General features: G+C 61.1%; 15 protein-coding genes. 2 read left to right on the forward strand and 13 right to left on the reverse strand.

Annotated elements, in window-relative coordinates; all coding sequences use genetic code 11:
• Positions 1-11 precede the first annotated feature (11 nt).
• Both fmt and CQR48_RS05790 read right to left on the reverse strand, forming a co-directional pair.
• Positions 12-980 carry a methionyl-tRNA formyltransferase gene (fmt, locus tag CQR48_RS05785; protein ID WP_101452316.1) on the reverse strand — a complete coding sequence of 323 codons (969 nt, stop codon included), beginning with the start codon at positions 978-980 and terminating at the stop codon, positions 12-14.
• A 131-nt stretch (positions 981-1,111) separates the two neighbouring features.
• A complete protein-coding gene (locus tag CQR48_RS05790; protein WP_101452317.1) occupies positions 1,112-1,819 on the reverse strand; it encodes an HAD family hydrolase in 708 nt (235 codons plus the stop codon).
• A gap of 177 nt (positions 1,820-1,996) precedes the next feature.
• Between CQR48_RS05790 and CQR48_RS05795 the strand changes: the two genes are divergently transcribed.
• Positions 1,997-2,296, forward strand: coding sequence for a DUF1805 domain-containing protein (locus CQR48_RS05795; RefSeq protein ID WP_015450682.1), 300 nt, complete (start codon positions 1,997-1,999; stop codon positions 2,294-2,296).
• Between the two features lie 53 nt (positions 2,297-2,349).
• Here CQR48_RS05795 and CQR48_RS05800 read toward each other — a convergent pair whose 3' ends face one another.
• From CQR48_RS05800 to rpoZ, 4 genes are all read right to left on the reverse strand, one after another.
• Positions 2,350-4,584, reverse strand: a complete 2,235-nt coding sequence (locus CQR48_RS05800; protein ID WP_101452533.1) for a primosomal protein N' — start codon at positions 4,582-4,584, stop codon at positions 2,350-2,352.
• Positions 4,585-4,779: 195 nt separating this feature from the next.
• Positions 4,780-6,066 carry a class I SAM-dependent methyltransferase gene (locus CQR48_RS05805; RefSeq protein WP_015450685.1) on the reverse strand — a complete coding sequence of 429 codons (1,287 nt, stop codon included), beginning with the start codon at positions 6,064-6,066 and terminating at the stop codon, positions 4,780-4,782.
• A 174-nt stretch (positions 6,067-6,240) separates the two neighbouring features.
• A complete protein-coding gene (gene metK / locus CQR48_RS05810; RefSeq protein ID WP_044091840.1) occupies positions 6,241-7,452 on the reverse strand; it encodes a methionine adenosyltransferase in 1,212 nt (403 codons plus the stop codon).
• Positions 7,453-7,625: 173 nt separating this feature from the next.
• Positions 7,626-7,910 (reverse strand): DNA-directed RNA polymerase subunit omega, encoded by a 285-nt coding sequence (gene rpoZ / locus CQR48_RS05815; protein ID WP_015450687.1) that lies wholly within the window; start codon positions 7,908-7,910, stop codon positions 7,626-7,628.
• Positions 7,911-8,144: 234 nt separating this feature from the next.
• On the opposite strand from rpoZ, the gene ilvD reads away from it, so the two are divergent.
• Positions 8,145-10,007 carry a dihydroxy-acid dehydratase gene (gene ilvD, locus CQR48_RS05820; RefSeq protein ID WP_015450688.1) on the forward strand — a complete coding sequence of 621 codons (1,863 nt, stop codon included), beginning with the start codon at positions 8,145-8,147 and terminating at the stop codon, positions 10,005-10,007.
• A 137-nt stretch (positions 10,008-10,144) separates the two neighbouring features.
• On the opposite strand, the gene gmk is transcribed toward ilvD, so the two are convergent.
• From gmk to CQR48_RS05855, 7 genes are all read right to left on the reverse strand, one after another.
• Positions 10,145-10,765, reverse strand: coding sequence for a guanylate kinase (gene gmk, locus CQR48_RS09335; protein WP_101452318.1), 621 nt, complete (start codon positions 10,763-10,765; stop codon positions 10,145-10,147).
• A gap of 102 nt (positions 10,766-10,867) precedes the next feature.
• Complete coding sequence (gene pyrF / locus CQR48_RS09340) at positions 10,868-11,800, reverse strand: orotidine-5'-phosphate decarboxylase (protein ID WP_101452319.1); 933 nt, start codon at positions 11,798-11,800, stop codon at positions 10,868-10,870.
• Complete coding sequence (carB, locus tag CQR48_RS05835) at positions 11,797-15,183, reverse strand: carbamoyl-phosphate synthase large subunit (protein WP_101452320.1); 3,387 nt, start codon at positions 15,181-15,183, stop codon at positions 11,797-11,799. Before carB ends, pyrF begins: the two co-directional genes overlap by 4 nt.
• Complete coding sequence (gene carA / locus CQR48_RS05840) at positions 15,176-16,396, reverse strand: glutamine-hydrolyzing carbamoyl-phosphate synthase small subunit (RefSeq protein ID WP_015450692.1); 1,221 nt, start codon at positions 16,394-16,396, stop codon at positions 15,176-15,178. Before carA ends, carB begins: the two co-directional genes overlap by 8 nt.
• A gap of 78 nt (positions 16,397-16,474) precedes the next feature.
• Complete coding sequence (nusB, locus tag CQR48_RS05845) at positions 16,475-17,110, reverse strand: transcription antitermination factor NusB (protein WP_015450693.1); 636 nt, start codon at positions 17,108-17,110, stop codon at positions 16,475-16,477.
• A gap of 20 nt (positions 17,111-17,130) precedes the next feature.
• Entirely contained in the window at positions 17,131-17,694 is a 564-nt protein-coding gene (efp, locus tag CQR48_RS05850; RefSeq protein WP_015450694.1) for an elongation factor P, read from the reverse strand.
• A 122-nt stretch (positions 17,695-17,816) separates the two neighbouring features.
• Positions 17,817-18,851: an alpha-hydroxy acid oxidase gene (locus CQR48_RS05855; RefSeq protein ID WP_180334559.1), complete on the reverse strand. Its 1,035-nt coding sequence runs from the start codon at positions 18,849-18,851 to the stop codon at positions 17,817-17,819.
• Positions 18,852-19,011 lie beyond the last annotated feature (160 nt).

Consider the following 19,011-nt stretch of genomic DNA (forward strand, 5'->3'; position numbering starts at 1 on the left):
TACCTGTTCAGTTAATTGCAGTAGGCCTCTCCGGTGAGCCGGGCGCCTCGTGCCCAATCCGCCGCGCGCATCGCTTTCTTGCCTTGCGCCTTGACCTGAATCAGTTCCAGAGGCTGGCTTTTCGTGCCAATCCACACGTGTTTCTTACTCAGCGCGAGTTTTCCGGCCTCAAGCGCCCCAGGCAGGTTCGGGTCGGCCATATCGGCGGGTGCCGCTTCAAGCACATGCAGAGTCTGGGATTCGCCGTCTGCGCCTTCGGCATGGAGCGTACACCATGCGCCGGGATGCGGGGTGCATGCGCGAATCTGCCGGTCAGCGGCGAACACCGGCACATCGAACCGGATATGTGCGTCCTCGGTGCGGATTTTGTCGGCGACCTCATAGGCCCCCTGCGGTTGGTCAACCGGACTGATACGGCCTTCAGCCATCGCCTCAAGTGAGGCGGCAAGCAGATGCGAGCCGTCTTCGGCCAGACGCCCGAGCAGCTCCCCTGCGGTCTCATGCGCGCCAATCTCAACCGTGGACTGAGCCAGGACCGGCCCCTCATCCATACCGCGGGTGATGCGGAACACCGTGGCCCCGGTGATTGTATCCCCCGCCCAAATCGCGCGTTGCACTGGAGCGGCACCACGCCATTGCGGCAGCAGCGAAAAATGAAGGTTGTACCAGCCAAGCGGCAGCGCGTCCAGCACCCGCTGTTTGAGGATTTTGCCGTAGGCGACGACCGCTGCGGCCTCAGCACCGGTGGCGGCGAGTTCGGCGACGAAGCATTCCTCCGAGGGATCGGATTCGATTACCGGCAAACCCAATTCCAATGCGGCCTGCTTGACCGGGCTCGGTGTCAATTTGCGTCCCCTGCCCTGCGGTGCGTCGGGACGGGTGAGCACAGCCACCACTTCGAAATGCTCCGTATCGGCAGCCAGCAGTTTCAGCGATGGCACCGCCACATCAGGCGTGCCTGCGAACAAGACCTTGAGCATAATCCTCGATTCTGTACATCGATGCCGTATTCACTCGCGCATCGGCGACCGGCGCTCCGGACGGCAACAAACGACTGCAACAGCACCTTACCAGAGTGCCGGCATCGTCACGGTTCGCCGGATTCGGCCAATCAGTCCCGTACCGGCGGGATTGGTACGCCCGCCGCAATCAGGCAGGCGCGAAGCTTCCTCGGATCACGGAACCGGATGCCGCGAATCCCCGCCTGATTTGCCCCGACGATGTTCATCGCCTTGTCGTCAATAAAAACGCTGTCCCGTGCGCGAATGCCGAAACTGTGCAACGCGTACTCGTAGATATCGCGGTTCGGCTTGCGCATCCGCACCTGGCCCGAGACGACCTTGCCGTCGAGCATGCCAAGCAGATCACAATCACGGTCGGCGATTTGATACAGGTCCTGCTGCCAGTTCGACAGCCCCCACACCCCGATATCCGCAGCATGGAGGTCGTCGATCAGAACACGCGCACCCGTGACCACGCCGGTCAGCGAATCGCGGAAATTATCCACGTAATAGCGCATCATCGACGCCCACGGCTCGCCTTTGTGCTCGCGGACATACGCGACGCCCTCCTCGAGCGAGGCGCCGGCGTCCATCAGATCGTTCGCGTCGTAGAAGGAGGAGATGTCGTTGTCAAGGAACCCGTCCACAAGTCGCTGGCTGTAGCGTGGAATCATCACCGCTTCGGGATCCCAATACAGCAGCACGTTGCCGAAATCGAAAATCACCTGGGTGATTGGCGCCCCTTCTGCGGCTGCGGCGGCATCCCGCGCCATCAGCTCGTCATACGCCATCTGCGGTTCTCCCGGCCAGCCTTTCATATCCACCTCACTCGGGTTCTGTGCACGCCCATCGCACTGGGCTCCTATCCACTTCAAGCATAGCCGGGACAGCGGCCGCAAGACACAGCCGCCGGCGCGTGACATGCTCGTGATAAGACTGTTGTGATGATCAATTCGCGTCTCATCGGCTGAGACGCCACAACGTATGGAGGAACCATGCTGAACATCGAACAACTTGATGTGAACGGAGCCACGGTGCAGGGCACGATGGTCGTTGCCCCGGGCGGTGAAGGCCACCCGAACATGATTCTGGTGCAGGGGCGCAAAGGCTATCTCATGTGCGGATATCTCAATCTCGCCGCCGCCGAGAAGTTCGGCGATGCCGCCGTGCTCGTGGGAGGCGCGGATTTCGCGGCCGTGCTCGCCAACCCGATCAAGGGCATGACCGAAGCGGCCCGTGCCGCCGGCGTCAAAGACGGCATGACAGGCGCCGAAGCCGCCGCTGTGCTGGCCTGAACCGTCTTCCCGCCGAGTACAGTGCTGAACGTGCGAGGATTCGGCGGGACGGCTCAGATCAGGTCTTTCGGATCGAGTTGGAAACGCAATTCCCCCGGTTCGCGCGAGGCAACATGCCGGGCGCTTTCCCGGTGCAGACGCTCGGCGAGTTCAGCGCGCTTGGATTGCGGGACACGCACGACGGCTTTGACCCGGTCCGCCATGGTTTCCAGCTCACGCGCGTCAACCGTTCGCGGCGGCGGAATCGGTACCGGGCCAAGCACGGCCGGCATCGGACCGAACTGGGTATCCAGCAGCGCCCAATCGCCTCCGGCAAGCAATCCGGCGCCTTGCAGCATCGTCCGGACCGCGGGGCGCGACCCCCATACGCATGCCGAAGCGAATACCGGTGGTAATCCGGTCTGGGCACGTTCTTCAAGCTCTTTGGAAGCAAGCAGGCGCGCATTCCAAGTCATCAGGGATTGGGCGACTAATGGGTCAGCCTCCCCGATGAGCATCGCCTGACCGCCTGTGGAGCGCGGCGCGCACCATTGAATGGCTCGCATCCACGAATCAAGCGCATCAATCCTGGCATCAATGCCTGGGGAATACAGGCTGGTCCACGCGTCGAGAATCGCCACCGCGCGGTACACTCCCACGCCGCCGTCATCGGCACGCACCCGGGGTTCCGCTCCGGGGGTGGCCACTACCAGCATCGGCGCATCGGCGATATCGGCAATCACCCCCTGAGGCTGGTGAGGCGAAGACACCACCATGGGGATGTTCCTGAACAGGCCGCGCAGCTCCTGCACGGTTCCTGCAGCCCCCACCCGCACGACACGCATACGGTCGCCATGGCAGTGCGGACATGTCCAATTCACCGCCGCCGCGGCACACCAACGGCATCGTGGCTGCGAAACGCCGGGCACCATTTCCAAAGGCCCGGTACACTTGCCGCACCTCGCCTGCCGGTGACACGCCGCACAACTGAGTGTTTGCGCAATGCCGTCCTGGGGAATGGACAGCAGCACGGGGCCGGTTTTCAGCGCCCGCGACAGCACGGCGACCGCAGTATGCGGCACCCGCGAACCGATGGTGGGATCGGCAAGCCGCGTAAGCTCCTCACGGTTGAGCCACCTGATCCAAGGCGAACGCTCCTTGAGGGCTGCCGGCAAGGGTTGGATTGAAGTGCTGTACCCGCTCACCGGCGACTCGGCGACATGACCGCCGTCAGTCTCCCACTGGCTCAACGGGCTCCTCGCATTGCCGAGCGCGACGAACACACCGTCATGCGCCTTGGCCCTCAGCCGCAGCACGCCGCGTGCATTCGCGTACGGCGCCATGCCATCCGCCTGTTGGTAGGCGGTATCGTCGACGATGACGAACATCGCGTTGCCATCGATCGGCGCATACATGGCGGCACGTGTGCCGATGACGCAGCGCACCTGCCCGCATGCGACGGCAAGATAGGACCGGTATCGCTCCGCCGGAGACATCGAAGCGCCGAGCACGGCAATATCTCCCATGTACCCGCCCTGTTGCGAGGCACGCGGACCGAAGAGGCGCAGTCCCAACGACCTCAATTGCCGCACGGCATCGTCCACGGCACGCATCGACGGCATCACCGCAACAACCCCGCGACCGGCGGCGAGCGCACGCAACACCATCCAGGCGAACAGCAGCGCCCAATGCCCAGCCCCTGGCATGGCGTCGACCACGAAAGCGCCTTTGCCCCCTGTGGACAAGGTCTCGCCAAGCATCCGCAGGTTCTCGTAATCAGGTATAAGCCGCTCGCCCAGGTCATCGGCCCGCTGCGCACACATCGTTTGGCGCGCACCAGCATCCCCACTGAACGATGCGGCAAGCCGCTGCTCGTGTTCGACGCGCGCGACACGCGGGGGCACAGCGAGTCTGACGATATTGGCGCGGGTGCCGCCGTACGCCTGTGCGATCAGCGTGATATCGTCCCTAAGCCTCGCAGGAACAAGGATTTCCCCGCCCAGCACCTGTTCGAGGTATCGCAGCGAGGAGTCTGGGGTCTCGCTGCGTTCGGCGCGCTCCCAGATGATGCCGTTGACGCGTCTGCCCCCGAATCGCACGCGCACCAAGGTGCCGGGTACCGCTTGTGTATCCTGCTTATCCTGTACGAGGTAATCGAAGGTCTGTCCCAGATGCGCGGCCTGCACGTCCAGTACGACGCGCGCGATCGGCTGATGCTCGGCACGCTGCCGCTTCACCGCCGTGCGCTTGCGTCTGCGCCGCGGCTCAAGCCCCTCAAAGGCAGGCTGTTCGGCGTCTGGGATAGTCATGGTGTTCACCATATCACCTGCAAGACTCGGCGTGTCGCCGTACAAAACATGTTTCCGCCCGCACCACGTATGTGAGCGGCGGCACGTGACAGCCCACATATGGAAGGGGTGTGGGGCACAGCTAAAACGCCATGCCCCACACCCCTGGAATGTGCCCGGCCGTGCATCGACCGGTCAGCGCATGTCGGTGTCAGGTCAGGCCTGATGAACCCACCACGGCCGAAGCGGATAGGTGGCTGTCCCTTCCTCGTTCGGCTTGACGCACAGGTACTGGTGAATCTGGATGTTATTCATCTCGAAGTTGTACGCGCAGCCGGCCATGTACAGGCCCCACAGGCGTGCCTTCGGCTCGCCGACCAACTTGACCGCCGCATTCCAGTTGTCCACGAGATTGCGGTTCCAATGATGCAGGGTCAACGCGTAATGCTGCCGCAGGTTCTCCTCGTGGATCACTTCGAAACCGGTGTCCTGGATGTTCATCTCGATTTCGCCGGGGGACGCGAGCTGGCCGTCGGGGAATATGTAGCGGTCGATGAACTCGCCCGCCGCGTGCCCGGCATGAGAGTTGATGCGGGTGATCTGATGGTTGAGCAGCATGCCGTTGGGCTTGAGTTTGTCGAAAATCTCGCGGAAGTAGGACGGGTAGTTCTTGACGCCGACGTGCTCCATCATGCCCAGCGAGCAGATGCCGTCGAATCCGGCTTCCGGCACATCGCGATAATCCATGAGACGGATTTCGGCGAGGCCCTCAAGGCCTTCGCGTTTGATCCATTCCTTGCCCCACGCAACCTGCTCGTCCGCGAGGGTCACGCCGATCACGTGGATGCCGCGCCGTGCGGCGACGACCTCCATGGACCCCCAGCCGCAGCCGATGTCCAGCAGCCGGTCTCCGGCCTTGAGACCGAGCTTGTCGAGCACCAGGTTGAGCTTGGCTTCCTGCGCGGCCTCCAAGGTGTCGGTCGGCTTGTTGAACAGGGCGCACGTGTACGTCATGGTCGGCCCGAGAATGAGCCGGTAGAAGTCATTCGACTGGTCGTAATGGTAACTAACGGTCGCCGCATCGCCGGCCTTGCTGTGCGGCAGCAGGCCTTCGGCTGCGCGGCGTAGACGGCTCGGCCCTTCGATACTCGGCGCCTTCGGATGCCGAATGCCATGCGAGGCAACCGAGGCAAGCGCCTTGGCGACCCCGACCGGATCGGGCTTATGAAAGTATGGCTTGACATTGACGAGGTCCTTGAAAACCTCGTACGGGTCGCCCGGAATCATCTGCGGCGAGGAGATATCGCCCTGCAGATATGCGCGTGCCAGCCCCAGCTCATTGGGATGGTCGACCATGTAATACACCGCTCGTGAATTGTTGACCTTGATGCATACGGGCGCGTCTGCCGGTCCGAATACCGACCCGTCGAACGCCTCGATGCGCAGCGGCGCGTTCGGTTCGACGAACAGTTCTATCATCTGTGCAACTGTCATACCTGCCATGTGCTTCTCCTTGTGAGGATTACGATTTCAAACTTTCCCATTCAATCGCCGGAGCCCCTCGCCCCGGTAAGCCTGTGGAATGTGCCGGGCGCACGGTGCGCCAGGCACATTCCGGTCATGACAGTCGACATCGGCCCTGTGGCCGGCGCAGCGGTGTCATCATGGTGCCGTCACTCACTTGACGGCAGCCTTGAGTTCGTCGACCTTGTCGGTCTGCTCCCATGTGAAGTCCGGATCGTTGCGTCCGAAATGGCCGTAGGCGGCGGTCTTGGAGTAAATCGGACGTAGCAGGTCGAGTTCGTCGATGATGGCCGCGGGACGCAGATCGAAGACCTTGCGGACGGCTGCCTGGATTTGGTCGCGGGTGACCCCGCCGATTTCAGTGCCGAAGGTCTCCACATTGACGCTGACCGGATCGGCGACGCCAATCGCATACGCGACCTGTACTTCGACTTTGTGTGCAAGACCGGCGGCGACGATGTTCTTCGCCACCCAACGCGCAGCATAGGCAGCGGAACGGTCGACCTTGCTCGGGTCCTTGCCGGAGAACGCGCCGCCGCCATGGTGAGCCGCGCCGCCATAAGTGTCGACGATAATCTTGCGCCCGGTCAAGCCGGCGTCAGCCGCCGGGCCGCCAAGCACGAAGGAGCCGGTCGGATTGACGAGGATGCGGTAGTCGTCATGGCGGACCTTGGCGCCAAGCACTTCGGCAAGCACCGGTTCGATCACGTGCTCGCGCAGCTGGGCGAGCAGCCAGTCATGGTCGACTTCGGGATCATGCTGGGTAGACACCAGAACCGTGTCCAGACGGACCGGCCGGTCCTCCTGGTCGTATTCGATGGTCACCTGGGTCTTGCCATCCGGACGCAGATGCGGGACGATACCGTCCTTGCGCACCTGGGCCAGGCGGAAGGCCAGCCGATGCGCCAGATATATCGGCAACGGCATCAACGCTTCGGTCTCGTCGGTTGCATACCCGAACATCACGCCCTGATCGCCGGCGCCCTGGGCCTCGTAGCGCTCCTCGCGCGAGGCAGCGGACTCCTGCTCGGGATTCAGACGCGCCACACCCTGGTTGATTTCTTTGCTCTGTTCGCTCAGCGACACCACCACGCCGCAGGAATCAGCATCCAAGCCGATCTCGGAGCTCGTATAGCCAATATTGCGTACCACGTCACGCACGATGCGCTGGATATCGCTGTATCCTTCGCTGGTCACCTCGCCGAAGACGAAGAACTGGCCCTTGGTGGCCGACGTCTCCACGGCGACATGCGAATGCGGGTCTTGCCGCAGCATATCGTCCAGAATCGCGTCCGAAATCTGGTCGCAGATCTTGTCAGGATGCCCTTCAGTGACGGATTCCGCCGAAATCAGGCGACGCTCCATATTCCCCTCGCTGTCTTTCCGTCAAATGTCCGCCCACGACGGCGACGGAAAGCCGAAGCAGGAATCACACAATATGCAACTGGTTAGTAAGAATAATGCCCCCGGCTGAATTTCGCCATACCTAAACGGCGGAAAAATCCAGCACCGGGGGCACACCTCGACGAGGTCTGCGATCAGTTGCCTTCGCTCAGATCGTCCTCGCCCAGCGTCTCTTCAAGCAGACCGCTGTTGATTTCGCGGAAAGCGATAGACAGCGGCTTCTCCTGATTCTCGTATTCAACCAGCGGGCCGACATTCTGCAGGAGACCCTCATTGAGCTGCGTGAAATACGAATTAATCTGACGGGCGCGCTTCGCGGCGAAAATCGCCAGCGCGTACTTGGAATCAGCGTGCTGCATCAGGTCGTCGATAGGCGGATCCGCAAGTCCCTGCGGATGCGGCTCAGTGCCAAGTGCCATAGGTGTCAATCTCCCATCATGCGCATGGCCACGTCCAATGCGGGCGTGGTATTTCAAATAATTCATTATACTGCAAGCCCCCGATATCGCGACCCGCGCATCTTAGGGCATGGGTATGGCCATACTTTCGCGTCCCCAATCAGCAAAATCCCGACAAAACCCTACTCTCCTAGCGTAATTTCACTATTCGGCCCAAGACTGCCACCTGTCCCCGCAAGGCACTTGAATGGAACCATGGCAGAAATGAGATCCGCAAAATTGATGAACGGGCGAGTGTTTGCGGGCGCTCGCGCTCTGTACCGCGCCGCTGGCGTTGACGGCAAGGACTTCGGCAAGCCGATTGTGGCCATTGCCAACTCCTTCGATGAATTCGTCCCCGGCCATGTCCACCTGAACAAGGTCGGTCGCCTGGTGTCCGAAGCCGTGAAGAAGGCCGGCGGTATCCCCCGCGAGTTCAACACCATCGCCGTTGACGACGGCATTGCCATGGGCCATACCGGCATGCTCTACTCGCTGCCGAGCCGCGACATCATCGCCGACGCCGTCGAGTATTCCGTCAACGCGCATTGCGCCGACGCCCTCATCTGCATTTCCAACTGCGACAAGATCACTCCGGGCATGCTCATGGCAGCGCTGCGCCTGAACATCCCGACGATCTTCGTCTCCGGCGGCCCGATGGAAGCCGGCACCACCGTTCTGTCCGACGGCACCGTCAAGGAGCACACCGACCTCATCGATGTCATGTATGCGACCGCCGACGACAACTGCTCCGACGAAGACCTGCTCGCCTACGAAAAGACCGTGTGCCCGACCTGCGGCTCCTGCGCCGGCATGTTCACCGCCAACTCTATGAACTGCCTGACCGAGGCCATCGGCCTGGCACTGCCCGGCAACGGCACCACGCTCGCCTCCCACGTCTACCGCAAGAAGCTCTTCGAGCGCGCCGGCGAGATGATTGTCAAGCTCGCCCACCGCTATTACGACGAGGACGACGACTCCGTGCTGCCGCGTTCCATCGCCACCAAGCACGCCTTCGAAAACGCCATGACCATGGATGTGGCCATGGGCGGCTCCACGAACACCGTGCTGCACATCCTCGCCGCAGCGCAAAGCGCCGACGTCGATTTCACGCTTGACGACATCGAGCGCATCTCCCACACCGTGCCCTGCATCTGCAAGGCCGCGCCTTCCGGCGAATGGGAGATTTCCGACGTTCACCGCGCCGGCGGCATCTGCGGCATCCTCGGCGAGCTCGATCGCGCAGGCAAGCTGCATCGCGACACGCATTCCGTGGATTATCCGGATCTCGAGTCCAAGCTCAACGACTGGGACATCATGCGCGACACCTGCAAGCCTGAAGCGAAACAGCTGTTCCACGCGGCCCCCGGCCATATCGTCTCCCCTGAACCGTGGACGCATGAGACGCTGTTCGACACGCTCGACACCGATCGCGTGCACGGCGCCATCCACGACATCAACCACCCGGAGATCGCCGAGGGCGGTCTCGCGGTGCTGCGCGGCAACCTCGCCCCTGACGGTTGCGTCGTGAAGACCGCCGGCGTGCCCGAAAGCATCTGGAAGTTCCATGGTCCGGCACTGGTCGTGGAATCCCAAGAAGAGGCCATCAAGGTCATTCTCAACGACACGCTCAAGCCCGGTCAGGCGCTCGTCATCCGTTACGAGGGCCCGAAGGGCGGCCCCGGCATGCAGGAAATGCTGTACCCGACCTCCTTCGTCAAGGGCAAGGGCATCGGCAAGGACGTCGCGCTGATCACCGACGGCCGCTACTCCGGCGGCTCCTCAGGCCTGGCCATCGGCCATGTGGCGCCTGAGGCCGCGAACAAGGGTCCGATCGCGCTCATCAAGAACGGCGACATGATTGACATCGATATTCCGAATCGTTCGATCAACGTGGAGCTGACCGACGAGCAGCTCGCGCAGCGTCGTGCCGAACTCGAGGCCGGCGACGGCTATGTCGCCCACCGCGACCGTCATGTCAGCCAGGCGCTCAAGGCGTACGCCGCCTTCGCCCGCTCCGCAGACAAGGGCGCAACCCGCGATCCTGATCTCATCAATAAGCTCAGCGGTCTGAAGTGATTCAGTTGACTTGCTGAACTTACGTTGAAACGTGATTGGGCCCTGCAGCGTGAAGTTGCAGGGCCCAATCATTTATCGCGGTTGTATCGTCGCAATCGAGCAGTTTCGCAAGTTGCTCGCGGACTGGTTGTGTCGTCTCAGTCCCCGCTGATGCCGTATTCTTCGGCGATGACCTTCCACAGATCGTCCGCCGCCTGATCGACCGCGTTGTTGACGATGACCACGTCGAATTCGGGTTCTGCGGCGAGTTCGACCTTCGCAGTTTCCAGCCGCTTCGCACGCTGCTCCTCGTTCTCCGTACCACGACCGATCAGCCGCCGTACCAGTTCCTCGTAACTGGGCGGCGCGATGAACACGTAGACGACATCAAGCCCCATCTGTGAGGCTTTCTGCTTGACACGGCGGGCACCCTGCAAATCAATTTCGAGGATGGTGGGCGTGTTGGCCGCCAAATGATCAAGTACCGGTTGCAGTGGTGTCCCGTAATGGGCCATGCCGTGGACGACCGCCGTTTCCAGGAACTTTCCCTCCTGCTCCTTGCGCACGAATTCAGCTTCGCTCATGAACCAGTAGTTCACGCCATTGACTTCGCCGGGGCGAGGCTCACGGGTCGTCGCTGACACGGACACCCACACCTCTGGGTGCTTGGCCAGTAGGGCGGCTTCCACCGTTCCTTTACCCACCGCAGTCGGGCCGGTCAGTACGATAAGCCGTCCACCTGTGCTGTGTGCCGAATCGCTGTGACCCGCGATTGTCATCCCATACCGCCTTTCATCGTCAAATGCATGTCTTGTCTGGAACCGAGTGTAATTGACCGAATGCTGTCCGTGCAGCAACCAATTGCGTGAAAAATCACTTCTTCAGGCTTGGTCGGCGCTGTCATCCGCTTCGAGGGTCGCGTCCATCAACGCCTGTCTGATGTCAAGCGCGATGGCTTCCGTCGCCGCGGAGAGGTTGGAGATATCCGGCCCGTTCTTGGCGATGAAACGCGACACCGTGACCAAGACATTGCCTTTGGTGCCCTTGAATACAGTGCGCAGATCGTCGGCTTCCGCTCCTTGCCACCCGTATCCGGGTGAGAGAATCGGTCCGGTGAACTGGGACGGGTCGATGCCGCTTTCGTCAATCCACTGGCCGATGGTCGCCCCGATAATCAGGCCGACTGAACCCATGCCGGGCATGGTGTCGTTGAATTTCTGCGCGGTACTGGCAATACCGTAGGCGACGGTTTTGCCTCTGTACTCGCCTTTTTGGCGGATCGCCGTTTGCAGGCTCGCACCTTCGGGATTCGATGTGAGCGATGCGACGAACACTCCCCGCCCATTGTCAAGCGCTTCGTCAATCAGACCGCTCAATGAGCGTGCACCGTAATATGGCAGCAAGGTGATCGCATCAGCGAGCAACGGCGCACCCGACTTGAAATACGCGTCCGCAAGGGCAGAAATCGTAGTCGGAAGACCGCCGTGTAGGCAATCGACGATAGTGATGATGCCCATCTGCCGCGCGGCGAACAACACCCGTTCCAGTGCCGCGATGCCCTTAGAACCGTACCGTTCGAACATCGATTCCTGGAATTTGACGGCAGCGGCACGGCCATTCGCAGCCTGAAGCATGCGCATGGAGAACATTTCCGCGCCGCTGGCGTCGACATTGTAGCCCCATTCAGTCAGTAGCTTGCGATGCGGGTCGATGCCCACGCATAACGGGCCATAATGGTCCATCGATATGCGCAGGCGCACACCGAACTCCGATCTCATCGCTTTGCGTTCGCTGTCAGTGGGGCTGCTGCTCATTGGTTGTCACGCTTCTCAATCGCGAAGAGCTGACGGGCATGTTCCTGAATGCTCATCACCTGATAATCGTTCTTCTTGACCGCTTCAATTGCCATAAGCACCGCGGAGAATTCAGTCATTGTGGTGAATTGAGGCAGGTCAGCCGCGATTGCCGCAGCGCGGATCGAGTAGCCGTCGGCGCGCGATCCACGAGAGTTTGGCGTGTTGAGCACCATATCGATGGTGCCGTCCTCGATAAGCTCCACGACATTCTTGCCGACGCTGCCCGGGGCGTGGACGACGTGGGTCTGGGCGTTGCCGTCACCGTCGAGCCGGGTGGAAAGCTTGTCGACGATCTTCGATTCAATGCCGTAGCGGCGAAGGACCGATGCAGTGCCTTCGGTCGCCCAAATCTTGAAGCCGAGCTCGACCAGACGGCTGGCGAACAGTGGCAGCTGACGCTTGTCCATATCGTTGACCGAAATGAACACATTGCCGCCAGTGGGCAGGCCGCCATCGTACGCAGCGAGCTGGCTCTTGGCGAAGGCGTGCGGGAAGTCGCGGTCGAAGCCCATGACCTCACCTGTCGAACGCATTTCCGGTCCAAGCAGAATGTCCACGGTACGGCCAACCGGCGTACGGAACCGCTTGAACGGCAGCACAGACTCCTTGACGGCCACTTGCTGGCCGGGGTGGATGTCACCGCCGTCACCCTTCGGCAGCAACAGACCGTTGGCTCGCTGCTGGGCGATGGTTTCACCGACCATGATGCGGGCCGCCGCCTTGGCCAGGGACACGCCCGTTGCCTTCGAAGCGAACGGGACGGTACGCGAGGCTCGCGGGTTGGCTTCGATGACGTACAGAGTGTTGGCCATGAAGGCGTACTGCACGTTGATGAGGCCGCGTACACCGCAGCCCTTCGCGATGGCGTAAGTGCCTTCACGCAGACGGCGGATCTGATCGTCGCTGAGCGTGCTCGGAGGCAGGGTGCATGCGGCGTCGCCGGAATGCACACCCGCTTCCTCGATATGCTCCATGATGCCGCCGATGTAGAGTTCCTCCCCGTCGAACAGCGCATCGACATCGATTTCGATGGCGTCCTGCAGGAACTTGTCGATAAGCAGCGGGGAGGGCAGACGCCCGGAGACGACCATATCGGCCTTCGCCTCGTTGAGCGCGCGGCTGACGTACTTTTCGAGCTGATCATCGTCGTACACGATTTCCATGCCGCGGCCACCGAGCACATAGCTCGGGCGGACCAGCACTGGATACCCGATGTTATGCGCCGCTTCACGGGCTTCGTCGAGGCTTAGTGCCGTACCGTAACGAGGCGCGTTCATATGCTCCTTGCGCAGCACCTCGCCGAACAGCTCACGGTTCTCGGCCAAATCAATCGATTCGGGCGAAGTGCCCAGAATCGGGACGCCGGCGGCCTTGAGACGCGCGGCAAGGGACAGCGGGGTCTGCCCACCAAGCTGGACGATGACACCCTTGATCGGCCCCATCTTCTTCTCGGCTTCGTAGATTTCGATCACGTCTTCGAAGGTCAGCGGTTCGAAATACAGCCGGTCGGACATGTCGTAATCGGTAGACACGGTCTCCGGGTTGCAGTTGACCATGATCGTGTCATAGTCCTTGCCGAGCTCCTGCACCGCGTGCACGCAGGTGTAGTCGAACTCGATGCCCTGTCCGATGCGGTTGGGCCCAGAACCAAGGATGATCACGGCTTCGCGGTCGCGCTTGCGCAGCTCGGTTTCGTCCGCATAGCAGGAGTAGTAGTACGGCGTCGCCGCGTCGAATTCAGCAGCGCAGGTGTCAACCGTCTTGTACACGGGTCGGATGCCGTAGCTCCAGCGCAGCTCGCGGATGGTGTTCTCCCCTTCGTCGCCGAGAGAGCGCAGGTGTGCGATCTGCACATCGGAGAAACCGGACCGCTTGGCTTTGCGCAACAGACGGGGTGAAAGCGTCTCCGCTCCCCTGATTTCCATGGCGGTGCGGTTGATCAGGGCGAACTGCTCCAAGAACCACGGATCGATCTTTGTGGCGTCATAGAGCTGTTCGACGGTTGCACCGCCCCACAGTGCGCGCATAATCTGCAAGTAGCGCTGTTCGGTGGGGATCTTCGCTTCAGAGAGCAGCTGCTCGACTTCCTGCTGATCAGGCTTGTCGCCGTCCCAGTTGAAGCCCATGTGGCGCTTGTCGATGGAGCGCATCGCCTTGCCGAGCGATTCCTGGAAGTTGCCGCCGAGCGCCATGGCCTCGCCGACGGACTTCATCGACGTGGTCAGCGTGGGATCGGCTCCCGGGAACTTTTCGAAGGCAAAACGCGGGACCTTGGTCACCACGTAGTCGATGGTCGGCTCGAACGACGCCGGCGTGGACTTGGTGATGTCGTTCTGGATTTCGTCAAGCGTGTAGCCCAGCGCCAGCTTGGTCGCGATTTTCGCGATCGGGAAGCCGGTCGCCTTCGATGCGAGGGCGGAAGAACGCGAGACGCGCGGGTTCATCTCGATGACGATGATGCGGCCGGTCTTGGGATGGATGGCGAACTGGATGTTGCAGCCGCCGGTGTCCACGCCCACGCCACGGATGATTGCGATGCCGATGTCGCGCATGCGCTGGTATTCACGGTCCGTCAGGGTGAATGACGGCGCCACGGTGATGGAATCGCCGGTGTGCACACCGACCGGGTCGACGTTCTCAATCGGGCAGACGACCACGACGTTGTCCTTGCGGTCGCGCATGAGCTCGAGCTCGAATTCCTTCCAGCCTTCGATACCTTCCTCAAGCAAGACTTCGTCGGTCGGTGAATAGTGCAGGCCGGCACCTGCGATCCGGTGGAGCTCCTCCTCGTTATGGGCGATGCCCGAACCGAGGCCGCCCATGGTGAAGCTCGGGCGCACGACAATCGGGTAGCCCAGTTCGGCGACGATGTCGTCGACTTCCTTCATAGAATGGGCGATGGCGGAACGCGCGGATTCTGCGCCGCAGCTGTCGACAACCTTCTTGAACAGTTCGCGATCCTCACCACGGTCAATGGCCTCGAGCGAGGCGCCGATGAGTTCGACATTGTATTTCTTGAGGACTCCAGCCTCGCCGAGCGCGACCGCGGCGTTCAACGCGGTCTGGCCGCCCAGTGTCGGCAGCAGGGCGTCGGGGCGTTCCTTGGCGATGATCTTCTCAAGGATCGGGGTGGCGATCGGCTCGATGTAGGTGGCATCGGCCATCTCCGGATCGGTCATAATGGTCGCCGGGTTGGAGTTGACGAGGATGACCCGGATGCCTTCTTCGCGCAGCACGCGGCACGCCTGGGTGCCGGAATAGTCGAATTCTGCGGCCTGCCCGATGACAATCGGGCCGGAGCCGATGACCATGACGGATTTGATATCGGTGCGCTTAGGCATTGGCGTTTTCCTCCTTGGCGGAACGCATGAGCTCAACAAAACGGTCGAAGAGGTAGGAGGCGTCGTGCGGGCCGGCAGCGGCCTCGGGGTGGTACTGCACGGAGAAGGCCGGGATATCTTCGCATTGCAGGCCTTCTACGACATTGTCATTGAGATCGATATGCGAGACGAACACCTTGCCGTACTTGCCGTCCCCGTAGGGCGCATCCACCGGCTGGCCGACCGGGGCGTCGACCGCGAAGCCGTGGTTGTGCGCGGTAATCTCAACCTTGCCCGTGGTCAGGTCCTTGACCGGCTGGTTGACGCCGCGATGGCCGAATTTGAGTTTGTATGTGCCGAAGCCAAGCGCCCTGCCCAGCAGCTGGTTGCCGAAGCAGATGCCGAAGAACGGGTGTCCTGCGTCCAATACCTGACGCAGCAGATTGACTTCCGGATCGGCCTGTTCAGGGTCGCCCGGACCATTGGAGAAGAACACACCGTCGGGGTGAAGGTCTTCGAGTTCTTTGAAGGTGATGGTGGAAGGAACGACATGCACGCGGCACCCTCGTTCGGCCATGCGGTGCGGGGTCATACCCTTGATGCCCAGATCCACCGCGGCGACGGTGAACAGCGGCTCTTTGCCTTCGAATTGGCCGCACGGCTCGATGGTGTACATCTGCTCGGTGCTGACCTCGTCATACAGGCTCATGCCTTTCATCTGCGGAATGCCACGCACTTCGTCGATCATGGACGCGACAGTGCGCGGTTTGCCGGTTCCGCTGTCAATCAGAGCGTCGCCCGAGAAGATTCCTGCACGCATGACGCCTGCGGAACGCAGGTGGCGCACCAGTTTTCGGGTGTCGATGTTGCTGATGCCGACGATACCGTTGTCGGTCAGATCATCGTCAAGACTTCCCGTGGCGCGCCAGTTGCTCACATTTGGGCTTGGGTCGCGCACCACGTAACCGGCGACCCAGATTCGGGAGGATTCTGGATCCTCCTTGTTGATTCCGGTGTTCCCGATGTGCGGGAATGTCTGCACCACAATCTGGCGATCGTAGCTCGGGTCGGTCAGCGTCTCCTGGTATCCGGTCATGCCGGTCGTGAAGACGATCTCCCCGTGGGTCGTACCGATTGCGCCGTACGGCTCGCCGACATACACTTGCCCGTCTTCGAGGACAAGTACTGCATCGTCAAGTGAGAAATCCACGGCTTCGGAATCGTTCTGGTTCACCAAAACCCCCTTATTCTTTGGGTATTCGTACCAAGGATACCGGCCGGCTGGGACTCTCACGCCGGCCGATGCCCGGTGTCAGTTGGTCGTGTGCTGGTCTTGCGGCGAGTCCTCATGCGAATCATCCGATCCGGATGCCGTTCCCGGATCGTTGGGAACCGTATCCGTCGATTCGCCATCGGATGCCGTCTGTTGTGTGGGCGGCTCCGAGTCCTCGGCATCATCGACGCCCGATGCCTCAGGCGCGTCGCCTTCGGGCTGAGACTCCGATTGCTCGCGCTGCCGTTCCAACTCGGCCTGATGGGCGAGGTGCTCTTCTTTTACACCGCAAATGGCGCTGAGCAATCCGTGGATGAACGATGTCGAACCTTCGTCGCTCAACGTCTTGGCGAGACTGATCGCCTCGTCGATGGCGACTTTGTCCGGCACTTCGTCGTTGTACAGGATCTCCCAAGTGGCGATGCGCAGGACGTTGCGATCGACAACGGCCATACGCTTGACTTTCCAGCCGGTGGAATGTTCGTCGAGCAGATGGTCTATCTCTCCACGGTGCTCAGCGACGCCGCGGACAATTTCAATCGCATAGTCGGGAAGCGGTGATTGCGTACCAGGGTTGGCGATGCGCTCAGCAAGAAGGGACAGGATATCCTGTCCCTTCTCATCCGCTTCGTACAACGTGTTCAGAGCCCTCTTACGGGCGGTGGAACGTGCCATGAAGCCTCAAATCCTCGCTCTCAGTTCTCACGACCGAGGTAGGAGCCGTCACGCGTGTCGACCTTGACCTTCTCGCCTTCGTTGATGAACAGCGGAACCTGGATCTCAGCGCCGGTCTCGACGGTCGCAGGCTTGGTACCCGCGTTGGAGCGGTTGCCCTGCAGGCCCGGCTCGGTGTGCGTGATGGTCAGGATGACAGAAGCCGGCAGCTCGACGCTCAGCGGAGTGCCGTCATGGAAGCTGACGATGCAATCGGTGCCTTCGAGCAGATACTTGCTCTGCTCGCCGATGAGCTCCTTCGGAATCATGATCTGGTCATACGTGGTCATATCCATGAACACGTAGTTGTCACCGTCCTCGTAGGAGTACTGGAGGGTGCGGTTGTCGACGGTCTCGAATTCCATCTTCATGCCGGCGTTGAAGGTCTTGTCGACGATCTTGCCCGACAGCACGTTCTTGATGGTGGTACGCACGAAAGCGGGCCCCTTGCCCGGCTTGACGTGCTGGAACTTAATGACCTGCCACAGCTGGCCGTCGAGATTCAGAACAGAGCCGTTCTTGATGTCATTGGTAGTTTGTGCCACGTGTATTCACCTATTCTTCAGTTACTTGAGGCAAAACAAAAAATGCCTTGCCCATTATGCCACAACGAGTTGACCGCAAAACAGGCGCGATTCATTCCGGCTACGGCACATCAACGACACCCTCATGCGACGATGCCGGGAACCCCTGATAGGAAGGCTGACGGCCCCTGCCCTTCCACCAGGAAGGATTCGTCGATATCCGCGATGCGAGACACTCCTGCGGAGTTCATGGTGTGAGCCAGCTCATCGGTGATGCGCTCAATCATCTTCGTGATGCCGTTCTCTCCCCCGGCAGCTGCGGCCCACTGAATGGGACGCCCCAGACCTACCGCGTTCGCCCCAAGCGCAAGTGCGCGGAAGACGTCACCGCCGGTGCGGATACCGGTATCAGCGAAAATTTCGGCATCGCGCCCGAGCGCGCGGCGTATTCTGGGCAGCGCATACGCCACAGGAACGACACCGTCAACTTGGCGTCGTCCATGATTGGATACCATGACACCGGCCGCTCCTGCATTCATCGCGGTGACGGCGTCCTCGGGACGCATCACCCCCTTGACGTACACCGGCAGCCCCGATATTTCCTTGAGCCATTGGATGTCCTTCGGGGTAATGGATGTCGCGAGGTTGAGTGTCCAATCGGTCATATGCATGTTCGGGAAATTGCCGCTTGCCCCTTCCCATGTGCCGTCGATGCCGTTGCGGAATCCGAAGTCGCGGCGATAACCCGGGCAGTCCAAAGTCAACATGAGTGTCTTGGCACCGGACGCCACGGAACGTTCGATGAAAGCCTCGGAAACCTTACGGTTATCGAACAGGTAGACCTGCTGCCACCAATCGCCTTGTGCCTCAGCGGCGAAATGTTCTACGGGCTCGGATGCATTCGTCGGGTAGACGATGAACGTGCCGGCACGGTCCATGCCGTTTTGTGAGGTAATCTCCCCATTCTTGCTAGCCAGCCGGTGGTATGCGGTAGGCGCTCCGAAAATCGGCGTGGAGATGGTACGCCCACCGATGGTGACAGCCGTATCGATGTCCCCTACATTGTGGAACGCCCGCGGCAGGATACCGAGACGCCGCCACGCCAAGGTGTCGATGTCACGCTGTCCGCCGTCGATATCTGCATTGCCGTCCTCATACTGCAATCCTGCTTCGGTCATGTTTGCCGTCGCCTGTGCGTGTATCGCGGTCCAATCCATATTCTCACGTCCTCTCATCTGCTGTGCCGGCTATCCTGCGGTATCGTGACACGCCGACTGCCATCTGTGATGTAGAGAACATTAGAAGTGCGGGGGTAAGGAATCCGTATGACGTTCCGCG

The organism is Bifidobacterium thermophilum (assembly GCF_002846655.1).
GTDB lineage: Bacteria > Actinomycetota > Actinomycetes > Actinomycetales > Bifidobacteriaceae > Bifidobacterium > Bifidobacterium thermophilum.